This is a genomic window from Bacillus cereus group sp. BfR-BA-01347 (assembly GCF_022663835.1).
In the GTDB taxonomy this organism is placed as follows: domain Bacteria; phylum Bacillota; class Bacilli; order Bacillales; family Bacillaceae_G; genus Bacillus_A; species Bacillus_A thuringiensis_K.
The window spans coordinates 35,157-51,368 of the sequence record NZ_JAKUGG010000035.1 but is presented as its reverse complement, the minus strand read 5'-3'; the positions used below and the strand labels follow the sequence as shown (position 1 = coordinate 51,368).

Genomic DNA, 16,212 nt, shown 5'->3' with positions numbered 1-16,212 from the left:
TTATTGGGAATAATGGTAATAATAAAGCCTACGGTAATGTACGAGATAAGCAAAATAATAAAAAATATAAGGTTAATATTGATTGGGTAGAAAATCAGGGGTGGAAACCAGCATCTGTTCAAGTGGTAAAATAAATAATAGAAATGCAATTATGTGTTTAAAAATTTATTATGTTGAAAGCAATAATTACTTGGAATCATTTGTTAGATCCTGATGCGGACAAACTTTAAAGTCTATTAAAAAATAATCTATGCGTCTACTATATATAGGTGAATAGATTATTTTTTGTTATATATTTATAAAAATTCTGTTGCTTTTTTCACCTGCTTTACAGAGATTTGTTGAGAGGATAAAAGAAAAAACTATGTAATCTAATTTTGATTATTGAAGACTGTTTTAGTGCGGCATAAAATGTAGAACCCCATATCCATCAAGCTAAGATTTTAAAAAATTATCTAAATGGAAAGTTTGTGTTTTTATCGTTTGGAGGTAACAGTTGTTGTAAGTTATTAAAATCGAAAAAACGAAGTTTGGTTGTTGCAAACTTCGTTTTCGTTTATATCTTTTTATTGTTTTAAAAACTCTCCCATTATTTCCATTACGTCCTCTGAATCACTTATTTTACCTTTAGAAAAACGCCATTGTTCTTTTCCATATCGCTCCATCTCAACCTTTATTACTTTTTCTTTATCTGAAACTTTTGCTTCTGGCAAAATAGATATAAAGTAACTAAACGATTGGCTAAATAATTTAGACTGTTCGATTCCTGGATTTTCTTTTAAAAATTTTTCATTTTCCGTATTTAATTTTGGCTGCAACTCGCTTAATAATAATGGTTTTACTTTTAATTCCACTTCAACTTTATCTTCCTCAGGAGAAGAACCTACTGATTTTACTTTAAATGTAACTTTTTCCTGCAGTACAGATTTTAACTTTTTATAATAGCTTTCAAATTCTTGGTCACTAATTCCGTTATGCGTACTGGACATTGCATCTTTTTTAAATTCTTCTTGTATATTTTGAGTAAATTGTTTTCCATCTTCACCGGACAATTCATTAATTTTGTCTATATCTTTATCATAATAAACAGCGTTTATATAGGTTTTTAGAGCTTCAGCTGGTTTGTTTAAGTCTTTTGTATTCTTTTCTATTTCTTGTGTATCAATTTTGAAAGAAACTTTTTCTGTTTTCTCGTCTCTTTTTTTTGTTTCTTCATTGGAATAAACGAGCTCATATGATGAGGATTTATTCACTTCATAGTAGAGAATCCCCGATGTTTTTTTACCAGGTTCTAATTCTATTAAACGTAATTTATCTGAATCAGCCTTATCATATTTCTTCATTTTTTCATCACCTTGATATAGTGTAAAGAGATAAGGTGATATCTCTAACATTTCATTCCCTTTATTTTTCAAACTGACTTTGAATTTCAATACTTTATCTTTATTTATTCCTCCCATTGACCCACTTAATGGTAATACGTACTCAGCATTTTCAACTTCGATTTCCACATTCTTCGAAGACGAAGATGCCTTTCCATTTTTTACAGTTGTAGAACTTTGTGAAGAACTACAACCAGTCACAATAGTTAATGTGAATATAAATAAAAAACAAATCATAAAAATCTTTCTAAGTATCACTTAAAATCACTCCATCCCCTTATTTAAAAACATTTACTATTTTACCATGAAATTCTATTCGTTTGTCTATTGAGCGACAAGATAGCCAAACTTAGAGATAGAAGAACTAGAGATACTCCAAGCCATACTGGTGACATTGTGCACTTGTTACCTTACGAATGCAGAAACGAATGAAATTCTTATTTGTAGAGGGAAATTATTAAAAATTTAGATCTGATGTGTTCGGATTAGCTTGAATTAATTAATTTTGCTAAGGTAGTGCAAGTTACCAACTCAATGCATCTCAAATTGTCATAAAAGGAATGCAAAGATAAAAAGGACAATCCTATATATAAGAAATTTGTTGATAAATCGGATTTGAAAATAAATGAAGCGGTATTAAAAGACATGTATAAAAAGAAAGGAGTAATTGAAAAGAGCTCACCAAAATAAGAAAGCCTTAAGCAGTATCAATCTATAATTCATTATAAAAAATACCAAACAAGATGATATTGTTTTCCAATGAGATAAAATGTATAATGAGAGTGTAGACATAAACCTTTTATTAAAGGTTTTAACTCACTAACTATGTGCATAATAATAAAAGACGAGATGCTGGTAACATCCCGTCTAATTTGTAACTGCTGCCGTTAGGTGGTAGATTGCAAAGTTTAATTATTTCTTCTTTGAACCACCTTTCTTACGTTTGGCAGACGTCTGGGTGGTTCTTTTACTTTTATTATTACGTTTTGCCACTAGCTTGTTAGCACAAGCTGTTGCAAAAGTTGTTATGAACACTGTTACGAATAGTTTCGTAGCGTCCTGTAATAATTGTTGTAAAAATTCCATATTGGTTACACCTCCTTTCCCTCTAAATTAAGAGAAAGAAAGGCTGCAACCTCCCACCACACGCCTTCAGTTACTAGCTATATTATATCATAATTAAAATTAGTTATAGTTTATATTTTATTGCGAAACTTGTTATTACAGAAAACGTTACTTCAACAATAAAAATGCTTTTATAATAAGGATTTTAATGTTTTCTATGTTCCATTTAGATATGAATAAGAGTAGTTTGTCAATGATATTGTGGACAGTACCATTATATATAATCATAGTTATTTTATTGGTTTTTGGGCCTTTTAAAGGGATTATATATGTATTACAAGGAAAAGAGTTTCATTACCCAATTATCTCCAAATGGACTAGCAAGTAAAAATAAATAAAGAAGAATCCAGCAAATTATCAATCCGTTCTTATTATATATGAATTGTCTATTTGCGGAATTTATATATACTTTACGTTTAAAATTCCCAATTCAATCTAAATTATTTTAACTTTCTGTATTAATGTGAATTTAAATAAAAAGATTTACAAGTGACTTACTATAAAGGGCACTTATAGCGAGTTTCTTCCTATTATATAGAAGGTGGCCGGTGATATGAATTAAAACCGAAACACGAATTAGCTCAAGAAGATAAAATGTAAGGTATGAAGTATAAGGATGTAGTTGAGAAATATGATGTAAGTGATAATAACATAAAATTATAGAAGAACAAATACCAATGGGACAGAAAAGGTGTAAGAACAAAAGAAGACAGGTGCACCCATTGGGAATAAAAATACGTGGGTAATTTGAATAATAAGAACCAAAATGAGGAAACAAGAATGTCGCGGGGCGTGACGCTCCCATAGAATAGAATGATTAAATTGAATAATTTAAGAAGCGTAGAAAGGTTTAATTTCTACGCTTCTTCTAATTTATAACAAATTTAATGTTTTTCTAAATTTGTTATATAAAATTTTACAGCTTGCAATAAGAATTCTTCCTGCCCCATACCGGCACCGGCTGCCATCTGAACTACTTTTTGTTTGAATTGATGATCTACATGAAAAGTTAATGGCTCTACATTACTTTTAAAGTAAATACCTTCTACATGTGGAAGGATCGTGCCAGATTTCATATGAGAATGTAAGTACTTAATCTCCTCTTGAAACTGCAATGGATCTACTTGTAATACAAAAGGCTTAATCTCTAATCTAATAGTATCTGATGTAATACTCAATCGCATATTTGTGAAACCTAGCTCCTTATAAAATAAGTTTATTAAATTATAAGTAATGGAATTAAATAATTGAGGTTTTTTAAATGAAAAAGATAAATACCCTCGTTTAGTAATTACCGCTTTTTTATTGAAAGGTTCAAAGGAGTAATCATGTTCCTTATAAGTGGATAGAGGGAAAATTTCTTCGTCCTCTGTAAGAATCTTGCCGTCTCCTCCATTAATCTCTATTACCCTAGCGGTTTTTCCAGTGTGTAGATGTTTTAATAATTGATATAAATATATATCTTCATCTTGAATCTTAGTAATAAATGTTTTTCGCTCTTTTGTTTTAGTTTTTTCATAATCAAGCATAAAAATTTCTAGCTCTTCCTCATCGATAATATATACTTGTTTTCCTCGTTTTTCTACCATTGTTGCGGGTAATTTTCCAGATTTGATGTATGTAAAGATAGTAGATGGTGCAACATTAAGAATTTCAGCTACATCTTTCGTGCTAAGGCCTTTAACCTCATTTTTATTTTTCAAACGTTCAATATCCTCTAAATAGAAAATCTTACTACCGAATTGCTTCCAGTTATCTTTATATACACATTCTATTAATCCATCTTTTTCTTTTTTTAAAATTGTTTGTACCGTTACTCCTAATAAGTCGGCTGCCTCTTTTGTCGTTACAGTAGGTTTTGTAATGAACAATAAATCTTGTGTCATGAAAGGACACCTCCATAACTATCGTTTGTTAATATTTTAGGTATGTATATATCATATCAGAATCTGATTTATATTTAAAATAAGAAATAGATTTTATTAAATATTGTATTCATTGTTATGGTTTGAAAGCCTTTTTCATTCAATTTATATGTAAATGAATTTTCATAGTTATTTTTATTATAAGATCACTATGAATTTTAAGTAGTTAACTATTAAATATTATCTATTTGCTAATAAATTATAAAAAAATATAATTATAAGTAAATGAAGAAGAATATAACGTTCTTACAGAAAGAAAATGAATTATCATTTGTATAATTAATAGAAGTAAAATAAAATAATAATTATAGGTAATAAAGAGAATTGTATTCATAATCTTCTATAGGAGTGGTGAATTCGAAATATGAATAAAAAAAATGTAAAAGAAAATTTATTAATTATAAACAATCAAAGTGAGTATATGGATACATATGTAGAGAATATAAAAGATATCGTTCCATATCTATATAACAACAGTTATATAGATATGGTGGAAGATAAGATGGAGGTTGCAGAAAAAGAAGGAAAGGGTAAATATACGTATTTAAGTGACATAGAAGTCATTTATCATTTCGTACATTTACAAAAAGATATGGATGAGAAGAAGAATAGAAAAGAGGATACGAAAAAGAGTTATATCTCAGAAATCTTATCATTTTGTCAGTGCATGGTGCAGCATGCAGAAGAATTTGAATTGAATGGGGAAGAGGTACAGCAAAAGGACTCTTTATTGAAAACATTGCAACCTTGGCATATACGTAAATACAATTCTTGGTTGAAACGGGTAGAGAACGGTAGGAATGGTGAAACGTATGCAGTCGCGACACTTGCAAAGAAAACAGTGCTCATTCGTTCTTTTCTAAAACATCTACATGTATTTTCTTATATTGAAAAGCCTCTTCATGAAGAACTACAGCGCGCAAATGTGAATGAGCAGGATCGGCCAAATCGGGACCTATCCTATGATGAGGTTATGAAAATTTTAGGATTTTATAAAGAAAGAGGACATTTAGTAAACTATACAATTTTACTGGCTCTAGCAAGTACTGGTGCAAGAATTCAAGAATTGTGCACCGCGAGAGTGAAAGATTTACATTATGACGGAAAGTACTGGTTAAAAGTCACTGGAAAAGGGGATAAAGTGCGTGAACTTTTTATTTCGGAACATTTATATCAATGTATTTGTGAAATGAGGCTGAGAAGAGGGTGCCAAACGGTATTGGATAAAGGGGATGAGAGTCCGGTATTTATAAATCAAAGAGGAAATACTTATAACTCTAAAACATTATCGAATCAAGTAACAGATATGATAAAAAAGACAAACTTAGAGTTTCTACTGTATCGTGAAAATCCAGTAACGGCGCATACATTCCGTCATGCTTTTGCAATTATGGCAGTAGAACAAGGTAATGCAGATTTATATCATTTAATGCAAACACTTGGCCATGAAAATATTCAAACGACTAAAATATATTTAGAAAAGCATATGAAGCGTAAAAATAACGTTGGATCCACTTTCGCTGATATGCTGGTTTAAATTTTATGTAGTTTATATGGGTATTTAATTATATATTTTTTACATAATTAAATGATGTATCTGTTTGGTTATTTGTTGTGAAGAAAAATATAATTGAGGAAATAAATAAAAATAACGAAATTCATTTTATACAGAAAAAACCAGGATGATTTTAAAAAGTTATCCTGGTTTTTTCTTAAATACACATAATTATTCATATTTCATAAAGTTAATTTGAGCTAATTATAAGTTAGTAGAATTTATATCTATTCCAATCTTGATAGTGTTAATAACATTATATAATTTGTAGAATTAGTTTATAGAGATTATGAAACTATTTTTCATTAGGTGTATCTAATTGATGATCGATTACAGTGCTGGACTTTTTATTCATAAGTATATAGATCCCACCTATGAATGATAAGATTACTGGATAGAAAATCGCCCAACCACTAAATGAATATACAAAAATACATATAACCAAAGATAGGAAGGCCATCCACCGACCTATATCTTGAACTTTTAATAACTTAAGAGCGGCTAGCATTGTAAAAATATACGAGGTAATAAAAATTACACTAGGGCCTTTTAGAAGCATCTCTAAATTTGGTCGTGCTATACCATAAAAAATTAAAATACAACTAAAAATTCCGCCTAAAGCTAGTAAAACTCTAGTTGGAGTTTGGAATTTAGAATGTAATTTAGCAAAGAAGGAAGGGAAATGTCCTTCTCTAGCTTGGGCATAAATCATTCTTGAAAAACCTGCAATGTTAGCATGTACAGCACTAAAAGAAATGAAAATTGCTAAAATAGTGGTTATATATGTACCTATTGGTCCTAATCCTTTTGATATTAGAATACTAAGGGAAGCTATCTGGTTCTTATCACCATATGAGTGAGTCCCTATTGTTACAAAAGATATTGCAATGTACATAATTGAGATGCAAATTGCCCCTAAAAATAGACTAATGGAAATATCTTTAGCAGGTCTTTTAAACTCTTCAGCTAATGGGGTTATCATCTCCCATCCTACAAATGAGAAAAAGATAATTACAGAAGAAGCTCCAACAGAAGACCATCCGTTTGGTACAAAAGGTGTAAAAGAACTTAATTTTACATAGGGGATAGAAACGACAACAGCCACAATTATTAGAAGTGAAATTACACAAATGACAAACACACTCACTTTTGATGATAACTCAATTCCTTTAATATGTAAGAGTAAAGAAGTAATCAAAATTACTGCCGCAATGCCTATAACTCCTGCATTACTTATTGGAAAAACATAGTCAATATATTGGGCACCTGTTAAAGCGATAATAGGTACTCCTATAGGAATAGATCCTAACATAATCCACCCTAGGATGGCACTCGTATTTGCATTAAATGCCATTTGAACATAAGCTGTAATTCCTCCTGCGCTAGGAATCATCTTAGCAAGACGCGCCAGAGTTGCGACAATGGGAAAAGCTAATATAGACATGATAACCCAAGATAAAAGCGAAGCTGGTCCAGCGCTATTTGCAGTAATTGAGGGTAATATAAGAATTCCACAACCCAACACAGCTCCTATGGTTAATGCAGTCCCTTGTACCCAAGTAATTGAACGTTTCAATGATTGTTGTGTCAAGATATTCAGCCTCTCTTTCGTTAATTGATATCAATTATATAAAGTTTTAAAAAAAGATAACATGCTATAATTTATGTATTAATTATAATTTTCTTAAAAAATTTAAGAATTATTAATTGTATTCTTAATTAATCAAGGGGAGATACATTAATGGATCAAACAGATTTAAAGATTCTTTCACATCTTCAGGAAAATGCACGTTTAAGTATGGTTGAAATAGGAAAGCTGGTAGGTTTGAGTTCCCCTTCTGTTACAGAGCGGGTCAGAAGACTAGAGGAACAGGGTGTCATTATAAGTTATCGTACAATTGTTAATCCGAAAGAATTAAAAAAACATATTACCGCGTTTGTTTTAATGGAACCAAGAGATTGCAACAAATATAAAAAATTTGCAATGGAACATCCAGATGTAGTCGAATGCCATCGTATTGCCGGTTTATATAGTTATTTAACAAAGGTAGTGACAGAATCAGTACATACACTCGAAAACTATATTAATTTGTGCTTAGAGTATGGAAAGCCTACAACCTTAATAGTGCTTTCTTCTCCAGTAGAACATAAATCACTTTTTACAGAGAGTGAAAAATCTTAATTACATATGAAAGATTATTCTAAATAAAAAGCGTAAATAAGCATTTACTCTAAAATGCACTAGTAGATAAAAATAAATAGCCGTGAAGTATTCATGAAAGGCATTAATATTAATTGCTATTATGAGGGATATACTGAATATGATATAGAGGATTTATAAATAAAAATGGGCTGAAATAGCCCTTTTTATTTTCATTTTGAAGAGGATTTTTCATATAAAAACAGCATAAAAAGGAACCTACTAGGAATCCCCTTTTTATTTGGAACGTATCCTTTATGTTAAGGTTCATAAAAAAAGTTCCTTTTTTCTGATAATTAATATTTATACTAATTATGTGATTAATATACGTAAGGGTTTTATATTTCATTAATGTATTCCTTTTCATCTGCATGAATTATTTATTGCAACAGGTTTCCCGTCCAAAATAAGATATCCAAACTAAGGGCAATATAAGTATTTTTATAATGATTTTCCAATATAATCAATGTGTTTATGAAAGAAACTCTGTGTTATTTTTGCTTTTTTACTAACTAATACAGCTTCAAACAAAGGACACAATTGCTACATACTAAGTGTAATTTATTACCCATTCAAAATTCTGTCTATTCAATCTTTCTAAAAATAAAAAAAGATTAAACTTATAAATATACAAGTTATAATGAGGGCGTCGAGACATAATTCAATACCTTTAGAGAAAATAACAAACCTCGTTTGGGTTTGAAAATTCTAAAGAACTTGCCAGTAATTTTTAAAGATTTGATATATTGATATGATTACTATACGGAGGGTAGTGAATCAGAAGGGAAGTTTATTCAACTCAATAAAGAAAGCGCTATCAAACAAATTTTATTTTAAATTGGTCATTCCAATAAATTAGATTCAACTGTAATTAAAAATAATAAATTATGGGGGTGTTTATATGAACATGAATGTAGCATCTATTAAAGAAAAAAAGATTGTTAAATATAAAAGTTGTTTTGATGTGATTGGGCCCATAATGATAGGTCCTTCAAGTTCACATACTGCAGGTGCTTTGGCTATCGGAACAGTTGCTAATAGATTATTTCAAGGTCTTCCAAAAAAAGTTGTAGTAAAGTATTATGAATCATTTGCTGAAACCCATAAAGGTCATGGAACTGATTTTGCAATTATTGCTGGTATATTAGGCTTTGCTGCCGATGACAGCAAAGTGCCAGATGCTATTAAAATAGCAGAGTCTAAGGGAATTGACATTACCTTTATTGAAAAATCGGGTAATAGTCCTGCCGGTCATCCAAATACGGCAGATGTATATGTAGAGGATGAAAGTCGAAGTATTAGAACGATGGGTATTTCGGTCGGTGGTGGGTTGATTGAAGTCAAACATGTTGAAATTGATGGTTTTAGCTTAGATCTGCAGGGGCCATTGCCAGTTGTTATTGCGATTTCGGAAAGAGCTGACTTTGAATTTGTTTTACGCAGGATCTTTAAACAATATGATGTGGAAATTAACAGCTTTCATAGTTTGGAAGATAAAACAAGATATTTATATGCATTCGCTTTGGATTCGATATTACCTGGTACTGTTCAGAAGGAATTAGGAGATTTAAGCAATATAGCTAACCTTATTATTCTTTAGTTACATTAAGGAGTGAAAAATATGTATATGTCCATAAAAGAGATTGTGGATGCAGCTAATAAAAGCCAAAAGCCAATTTATGAATTAGCAATCGAACAGGAAATCAAACAAACTAAAATTTCTTATGAAGAAGTTTGGAGTAAAATGGAACGAAATTTAACGACTATGCAACATGCAATAAATAAAAGTATTGAAGGCGACGGTGTATTTTCTCCAACTGGGTTAACCGGAGGGGATGCTGTAAAACTTAAAAACTATCGAGAAAATAGGAAAACTCTTTCTGGAGATTTGATGGTGTTAGGGATTCAAAGTGCTATCGGTGTTAATGAAGTAAATGCTGCATTAGGAGCTATTTGTGCAACTCCAACAGCAGGTGCGAGTGGGACGATTCCGGGAGTCCTATTTAGTATTAAAGATACGTTGCAGTTAAATCATGAAGATATGATTCATTTTCTATTCACTTCAGCGTTATTTGGAACGATAGTCGCAAACAACGCTTGTATTTCAGGAGCGTACGGAGGATGTCAAGCTGAAATAGGAAGTGCCTCAGCGATGGCGGCTGCAGCTGCGGTAGAAGCTGCGGGTGGAACCCCACAGCAATCTTCTGAAGCTTTTTCGACCGCATTACAAAATTTACTCGGTTTAGTTTGTGATCCGGTCGCTGGTTTGGTAGAAATTCCTTGTGTAAAGAGAAACGCCATTGGAGCGACAAATGCTTTAGCAGCAGCAGACATCGCATTAGCCGGCGTAAACAATATCATCAATGCTGACGAAGTTATTGAAGCAATGTATAGGGTTGGAAGACAGATGCCTCGTGAGTTAAGAGAGACAGGTTTAGGCGGAATTGCGGCTACACCTACAGGGATTGCCATTAAAAATAAAATCTTTGGGGAGAAATAATCAAATCAATAAACAACTATCGAGAATATTGTGAAATATTTAACAATATGTACTCTATTGTTCGCCTAAGGATGTCTGTATGTTGGGGGAATTATCAATAAAATATACTACTATATAATTAAAATATTTTGTAAGTGGTAACAAACCCTTGGGGTTGCAGCTTCGCTATTGATTAATTTAGAAGAGGGATATTCGTTGTGATGCACTATATAAGCAATTCATTTTTCAAGAACAGTCTATATTCCTATACCTTAAATAGAGAATTAAGAATAGGACACGAGGAGGAATTATTACATGAATGGGAATACTGCAAAAAACATAGAATTTCAAGCTGATAATACTGCAGTAAAAGATGAGAAATATCTAGACCCTAAAAAGTGGCATAAACAGGATACTACCTGGGCATTGAGCCTTTTTGGAACAGCAATTGGAGCAGGGGTACTCTTTTTACCGATTAATGCAGGTTCAGGTGGTTTATTATCATTGCTGTTAATTACCATACTTGCCTATCCTGTTATGTATTATTCACATAGGGCGCTTGCTAAAATGATTTACGCTTCGAACTCTGCCGATGAGGGGATTACAGGTACTATAAGAGAGTATTTTGGAAATAAGGCAAGTATTATTTTTAACATTGTATATTTCGTCTCCATTTATACGATTGTGCTGATGTACTCGGTCGCACTTACAAATACCGCTAGTAGTTTTATCGTGCATCAATTGCACATGCCGGAGCCTCCAAGGGCCATTTTATCACTTATCTTAGTACTTGGTCTTATCGCTATACTAAATTTTGGTCAAGATATAACTGTAAAGATCATGAGCATGCTAGTGTATCCTTTTATAGCTTCTCTACTTTTTATCGCAATATCTTTGATTCCACAGTGGAATACGTCAATGCTTAGTTTTTCAAGTGTTTCTACTGCCTCAACAGGAACAGGATATTTAGGAACGATATGGATGATACTTCCAATCATCGTATTCTCGTTTAATCATTCACCTATGATTTCATCATTTGTTGTGAAGCAGAGAGCTAGTTATGGAATAGAAGCTACTGATGCCAAGTGTGCTCAAATACAAGAAGTTTGTTATATCATGACATTCGCTGTTGTTATGTTCTTTGTTTGGAGCAGTACTTTAAGTTTGACTCCAAATGATCTTATGGTGGCAAAAGAACAGAACTTGTCAATCCTATCATATCTTGCTAATGAGCTTAATTCGCCAGTAATCACTATTGCAGCTCCTATCATCGCGTTTGTGGCTATTACAAAGTCTTTCCTTGGCCATTATATAGGAGCGTATGAGGTAATGCGTGACATGATTATCAAGTCCGGTAAAAAACGTGGGAAAGATATAGGAGAAAAAACAGTTAAGACAATAATTCTTACTTTTGTCGTATTAACATGCTGGTATGTTGCTTATACAAATCCAAGTATTCTTGGAATCATTGACGCCCTTAGCGGTCCGCTAGTTGCTGCTATCTTATGTATATTACCAATGTATGCGATCCATAAAGTACCAGTACTTGCTAAATACAAAGGGAAAGCGAGCAATGTATTTGTCATTATTATAGGTATCCTTACTGTCTTAGCAAGTATTCAGTCATTATTCTAATCCACTGTTGTTAGTACTGATGCAAAAAACATGGGATATGAAAAAAATAAAAATTCTTATCGGAACTGAACTCTATATTGTTGAACTAAAGAGATCATGGTTTTGGACAAACTCCTCATCTTGGAGAGTTTGTCTTTTTAATTATATGCATAACTTTTATACTAGCTTAAACAGACTAGATTAATAGTAAATGAAAACTTCATACAAACCACACATTAACTCCACTACTAGCACAAACTACAGTTGTATACTTTAAGTATCATTTTTCAACAATAAACATTCGAACATACTAATATTATGTAATATGGAAGTTACACTACATTAGAAGAAAACAAATAAGGGAGAGCGTATACTATGACAAGATTTGCGAATCAGCATGTAGAGAACACGATTTTAGAAGAGGATGTAGAGCTTTTAAAACTTATGGCACACCCAATGCGTTTAAAACTGATCAATGAGCTTTCTAAACATAAAACACTAAATGTAACCCAAATGACCGAAATTTTAAACATTCCACAATCAACAGTTTCCCAACACTTATCTAAAATGAGAGGGAAGGTTCTAAGAGGAAATCGTCAGGGGTTAGAAATTTACTATAGCATCGAAAACCAAAAAGCTGAAGAAATTATGAGATTATTAGGACCAATACAATAAAATATTAAGTTTACCATTTAAAGATTTACTTATATAGAATACTAAGCCCTCCTTGTTGTGGAGGGTTTTTATTTATTAATTTTTTAAGTAATTATTACTTTAATCCAATGACATCAATATCTTAAATATGTCACGATTTAAAAGAAGAGGGAATATCAGCTGTTTTTCATAGCTTATCAAATGGCGAAGTTCCTAAGGGTGGAGTAATCACGGAAGAAGGTATATTAGACAATACCATCTATACAAGCACTATGTGCATGAAGTCTGGCGCATATTATTATCATACCTACGATTGTAGACAAATTAAAACCATTGATTTATTTGATGCAAACTAAATAGAATAGGTAAACTGTATAAAATACAAATTCAGGGTTCTTATGTGGTTTTAATCTGTTTTTAAATGAAAAATCAATAACTCATAAATATTACAACCTTCCAAAAATCAAAAAGGAAGCGTGATTAGCTTGTAGATTAAGTCTGTTTTAAAACTGATGTATACGGGGGACAATCCCATAAACATCAGTTTTAAAACATTAGATACTTTATTTATCAAGTTAATGCGAGTTACATCAGTATAGGAAACGTTGGAAATCTAAATCTTTGTTTATATGTTAATTACTTCAAACGTATCCCTTCGAATGCGTTTATAACCAAGTCATGTACATAGGATTCATCCAACTTTTCACCGGTTACTAGCAAGCGATAAAAAATTGGTCCGTAAATGAGATCGATGCTTAATTCAACATCGAGGTTTTCTTTTAATTCTCCTCTGTTAATTCCCTTCTCCAGAAGTTGCTTTGCTTGCAGTCGACGTGGTTGGAAATATCGAGCACGATATTCCTCTGCTAGTTTCGAATCAAATTGCCCTTCACCAACTAACTCATTGATAATAGTTCCTTCTCGACTGATCAAAAAACTGGCTAAGCTTGTAGCGTGAGTTAAAATATCATTCAATGCTGAACCTGTGTCGGGTACAGGCAATCTGGCAGCAGCAGCAGAAAGAAAACCATCCATTACCACAGCAGCCTTATTTGGCCACCATTTATAAATCGTAGCTTTGCTGACTTTAGCACGGTCTGCAATTTTATCGACTGTGACTGCTTTAAAGCCACTTTCCAATAATAACTCATAGGACGCAGAAAGTATGGCCTTTTGGGTTTCAATATTACGTGGTCGACCTCGTTTACCTTGCACATTAATCATTCCTTTCAAAACATAAACTATACGTTTAGTATACTTAATATGAACAAAAAAACAAAATAGCCTATTTACAAAACTGAACGTTTAGTATATATTTTAGTTAATTAATGAACTGAACGTTCAGTTTATTAATTAACTAACTAACTAACTAACTAACTAACATCTTGTAATGGTATGGATATATTTAGATTCCAAAAATCACAAATTAAATTGCTAAAAAACATTTAGAAAAGGGGAATAAAAAAGAGATGAAATGGGACCTTTTAATAGCAGAATGGAAAGTAGTTTAGACTTAATTTATTACAATAAAAAATGGCATCGCAGTAGTAGTTACCAAGGCGATTTAGTAATTTTGAAATAAAAGTATGGGAGGAAATAGTTATGTCTAATTTTAAAAATAAAGCAATTGATAAGGATATTTCATCAGGTTTAATCATTCTTTTAGCAACTGCATGTGGTATTATTGTGGCTAATCTTTATTATGCACAGCCTTTAATTGGGGTAATTAGTAATGAAATTGGACTTTCTAATAGTAGCGCTGGATTAATTGTAACGCTAACTCAAATTGGATATGTTGTTGGCTTACTATTTCTTGTACCTTTGGGGGATATTGTTGAGAATAAAAAATTGATACTTATGTTGTTATTTTTAAGTGCATTTGCACTCATTGCCATGGTTTTTGTAAAAAGCGCAATTTTGTTGTTAATTACTTCATTCTTTATCGGACTGGGGTCAGTCGCAGCGCAAGTGCTCGTACCTCTTGTATCATATCTTTCATCGGAGAATGCACGTGGTTGCGTAGTTGGCAATGTCATGAGTGGTCTGTTATTAGGTATTATGCTTGCGCGACCGATATCTAGTCTAGTAGCCGATATGTGGGGATGGAATGCAATATTTGCTTTATCTGCTACTGTAATTATTGTTTTGGTATTTGTATTATCTAAAGTACTCCCTACTAGGAAACCAAAGGAAAAAACAAATTATATAGCCTTACTTAATTCAATGTGGCAACTGCTACGAACTACTCCAATTTTACGTCGTCGTGCCATTTATCATGCTTGTGTATTTGGGGCTTTCAGCTTATTCTGGACCACTGTTCCATTATTATTATCTAGTCCTGCTTTTCATTTTTCTCAGACTGCCATAGCATTATATGCACTTGTTGGAATTACAGGTGCAATAGCCGCTCCAATAGGTGGTCGTCTAGCTGATCGTGGCTGGACTCGACCCGCCACTGGGATAGCTCTCACTGTTGTTATTATTTCTTTATTACTACCACTTTTTATTCAAAGTAGCTCGCCCTTTGGAATAGGTGTTTTAGTATTTGCTGCAATTCTGTTAGACATGGGAGTATCTGCAAACCTTGTGCTTAGCCAACGTTTAATTTTCTCGTTGAGTCCAGAAATTCGTAGTCGATTAAACGGGCTATTTATGGCTATGTTCTTTTTAGGAGGTGCTGTTGGATCCTTTATTGGAGGATGGGCATATGCCTTAGGAGGATGGAATCTAACATTATGGATAGGAATCGCTTTTCCGACCATAGCCTTGCTTTATTTTGCTAGTGAGAAATAGTTCTATAATCAAATTTAAACTGCCTGGAATCGTTTGAATGCTTGTTCATTGGTATGTCTGAGTTTTATAGAATAATTGTGGTTAATTTGAAGTTTTTACATCAGAACCAGATTTTTTGTCTCTATTGCTAAAAGAGCAAAATAGGATCACCTAGAGGTGCCGTAAAAATAGCTAGGAAGCCTTTCGTACGATTAGTAAAATAGTTGTTTTTAAAATTATGAAAGGTACTAAATATATATTTGATATGGCTATAGACTAGGGCTTCGGCTCTAGTTTGTTTTTTGTTTGAAACAAATTACTAATTAATATATATAATGTGCTTATAGGCTTGAAAGCGAGTGGATAGAATGGCATTCAGCAAGGCACAAAACGAAACCACAAAAACTATAAAAAACGCAATCCAGAACAAGCAAAATACCACAATTAAAAAACTATGGCTAGAAGCTTAATTAAGAATCTAGCTACAAAAGAAGAAAAAGAATTAA

At 32.2% G+C, this 16,212-nt stretch carries 13 protein-coding genes and 3 pseudogenes; 11 read left to right on the top strand and 5 right to left on the bottom strand.

Features of this window, described 5'->3' with window-relative positions:
* A partial coding sequence (locus tag MR143_RS30090) for a DUF1510 family protein (RefSeq protein ID WP_242281234.1) occupies positions 1-134 on the top strand: 134 nt, incomplete at its 5' end.
* Positions 135-566: 432 nt separating this feature from the next.
* On the opposite strand, the gene MR143_RS30085 is transcribed toward MR143_RS30090, so the two are convergent.
* Positions 567-1,640, bottom strand: a complete 1,074-nt coding sequence (locus MR143_RS30085) for a DUF5105 domain-containing protein (RefSeq protein WP_088349148.1) — start codon at positions 1,638-1,640, stop codon at positions 567-569.
* A gap of 654 nt (positions 1,641-2,294) precedes the next feature.
* Complete coding sequence (locus tag MR143_RS30080; protein WP_000395068.1) at positions 2,295-2,468, bottom strand: hypothetical protein; 174 nt, start codon at positions 2,466-2,468, stop codon at positions 2,295-2,297.
* Positions 2,469-2,631: 163 nt separating this feature from the next.
* Between MR143_RS30080 and MR143_RS33345 the strand changes: the two are divergent.
* A pseudogene (locus tag MR143_RS33345) lies at positions 2,632-2,835 on the top strand (hypothetical protein); the annotation flags it as partial.
* 556 nt (positions 2,836-3,391) lie between these two features.
* Here MR143_RS33345 and MR143_RS30075 read toward each other — a convergent pair.
* Positions 3,392-4,393, bottom strand: coding sequence for a helix-turn-helix domain-containing protein (locus MR143_RS30075; RefSeq protein ID WP_242281233.1), 1,002 nt, complete (start codon positions 4,391-4,393; stop codon positions 3,392-3,394).
* 403 nt (positions 4,394-4,796) lie between these two features.
* On the opposite strand from MR143_RS30075, the gene MR143_RS30070 reads away from it, so the two are divergent.
* Positions 4,797-5,969 (top strand): tyrosine-type recombinase/integrase, encoded by a 1,173-nt coding sequence (locus MR143_RS30070; protein ID WP_131250766.1) that lies wholly within the window; start codon positions 4,797-4,799, stop codon positions 5,967-5,969.
* Positions 5,970-6,282: 313 nt separating this feature from the next.
* On the opposite strand, the gene MR143_RS30065 is transcribed toward MR143_RS30070, so the two are convergent.
* The gene (locus tag MR143_RS30065; protein WP_242281232.1) at positions 6,283-7,578 is read right to left on the bottom strand and encodes an APC family permease; all 1,296 of its coding nucleotides are present in this window, start codon (positions 7,576-7,578) and stop codon (positions 6,283-6,285) included.
* A 150-nt stretch (positions 7,579-7,728) separates the two neighbouring features.
* On the opposite strand from MR143_RS30065, the gene MR143_RS30060 reads away from it, so the two are divergent.
* The 7 genes and pseudogenes from MR143_RS30060 to MR143_RS30035 all read left to right on the top strand — a co-directional run.
* Entirely contained in the window at positions 7,729-8,169 is a 441-nt protein-coding gene (locus tag MR143_RS30060; protein ID WP_000372881.1) for an Lrp/AsnC family transcriptional regulator, read from the top strand.
* A 53-nt stretch (positions 8,170-8,222) separates the two neighbouring features.
* Positions 8,223-8,328, top strand: a pseudogene (locus MR143_RS33615) (protein adenylyltransferase Fic); the annotation flags it as partial.
* Positions 8,329-9,088: 760 nt separating this feature from the next.
* Positions 9,089-9,787 carry an L-serine ammonia-lyase, iron-sulfur-dependent subunit beta gene (gene sdaAB / locus MR143_RS30055; protein ID WP_001057004.1) on the top strand — a complete coding sequence of 233 codons (699 nt, stop codon included), beginning with the start codon at positions 9,089-9,091 and terminating at the stop codon, positions 9,785-9,787.
* Between the two features lie 21 nt (positions 9,788-9,808).
* Positions 9,809-10,687, top strand: coding sequence for an L-serine ammonia-lyase, iron-sulfur-dependent, subunit alpha (gene sdaAA, locus MR143_RS30050; RefSeq protein WP_000281941.1), 879 nt, complete (start codon positions 9,809-9,811; stop codon positions 10,685-10,687).
* A gap of 294 nt (positions 10,688-10,981) precedes the next feature.
* On the top strand, positions 10,982-12,301 hold the full coding sequence (locus MR143_RS30045) for an aromatic amino acid transport family protein (protein WP_242281231.1): 1,320 nt from the start codon (positions 10,982-10,984) through the stop codon (positions 12,299-12,301).
* 354 nt (positions 12,302-12,655) lie between these two features.
* Positions 12,656-12,955: a transcriptional repressor PagR gene (pagR, locus tag MR143_RS30040; RefSeq protein ID WP_131250763.1), complete on the top strand. Its 300-nt coding sequence runs from the start codon at positions 12,656-12,658 to the stop codon at positions 12,953-12,955.
* A 134-nt stretch (positions 12,956-13,089) separates the two neighbouring features.
* Positions 13,090-13,287: pseudogene (locus tag MR143_RS30035) on the top strand (linear amide C-N hydrolase); the annotation flags it as partial.
* A 283-nt stretch (positions 13,288-13,570) separates the two neighbouring features.
* On the opposite strand, the gene MR143_RS30030 reads toward MR143_RS30035, so the two are convergent.
* Positions 13,571-14,158 (bottom strand): TetR/AcrR family transcriptional regulator, encoded by a 588-nt coding sequence (locus tag MR143_RS30030; protein WP_003303864.1) that lies wholly within the window; start codon positions 14,156-14,158, stop codon positions 13,571-13,573.
* Positions 14,159-14,536: 378 nt separating this feature from the next.
* On the opposite strand from MR143_RS30030, the gene MR143_RS30025 reads away from it, so the two are divergent.
* Positions 14,537-15,727 carry an MFS transporter gene (locus MR143_RS30025; RefSeq protein ID WP_131250761.1) on the top strand — a complete coding sequence of 397 codons (1,191 nt, stop codon included), beginning with the start codon at positions 14,537-14,539 and terminating at the stop codon, positions 15,725-15,727.
* The last annotated feature ends 485 nt before the right edge of the window (positions 15,728-16,212 follow it).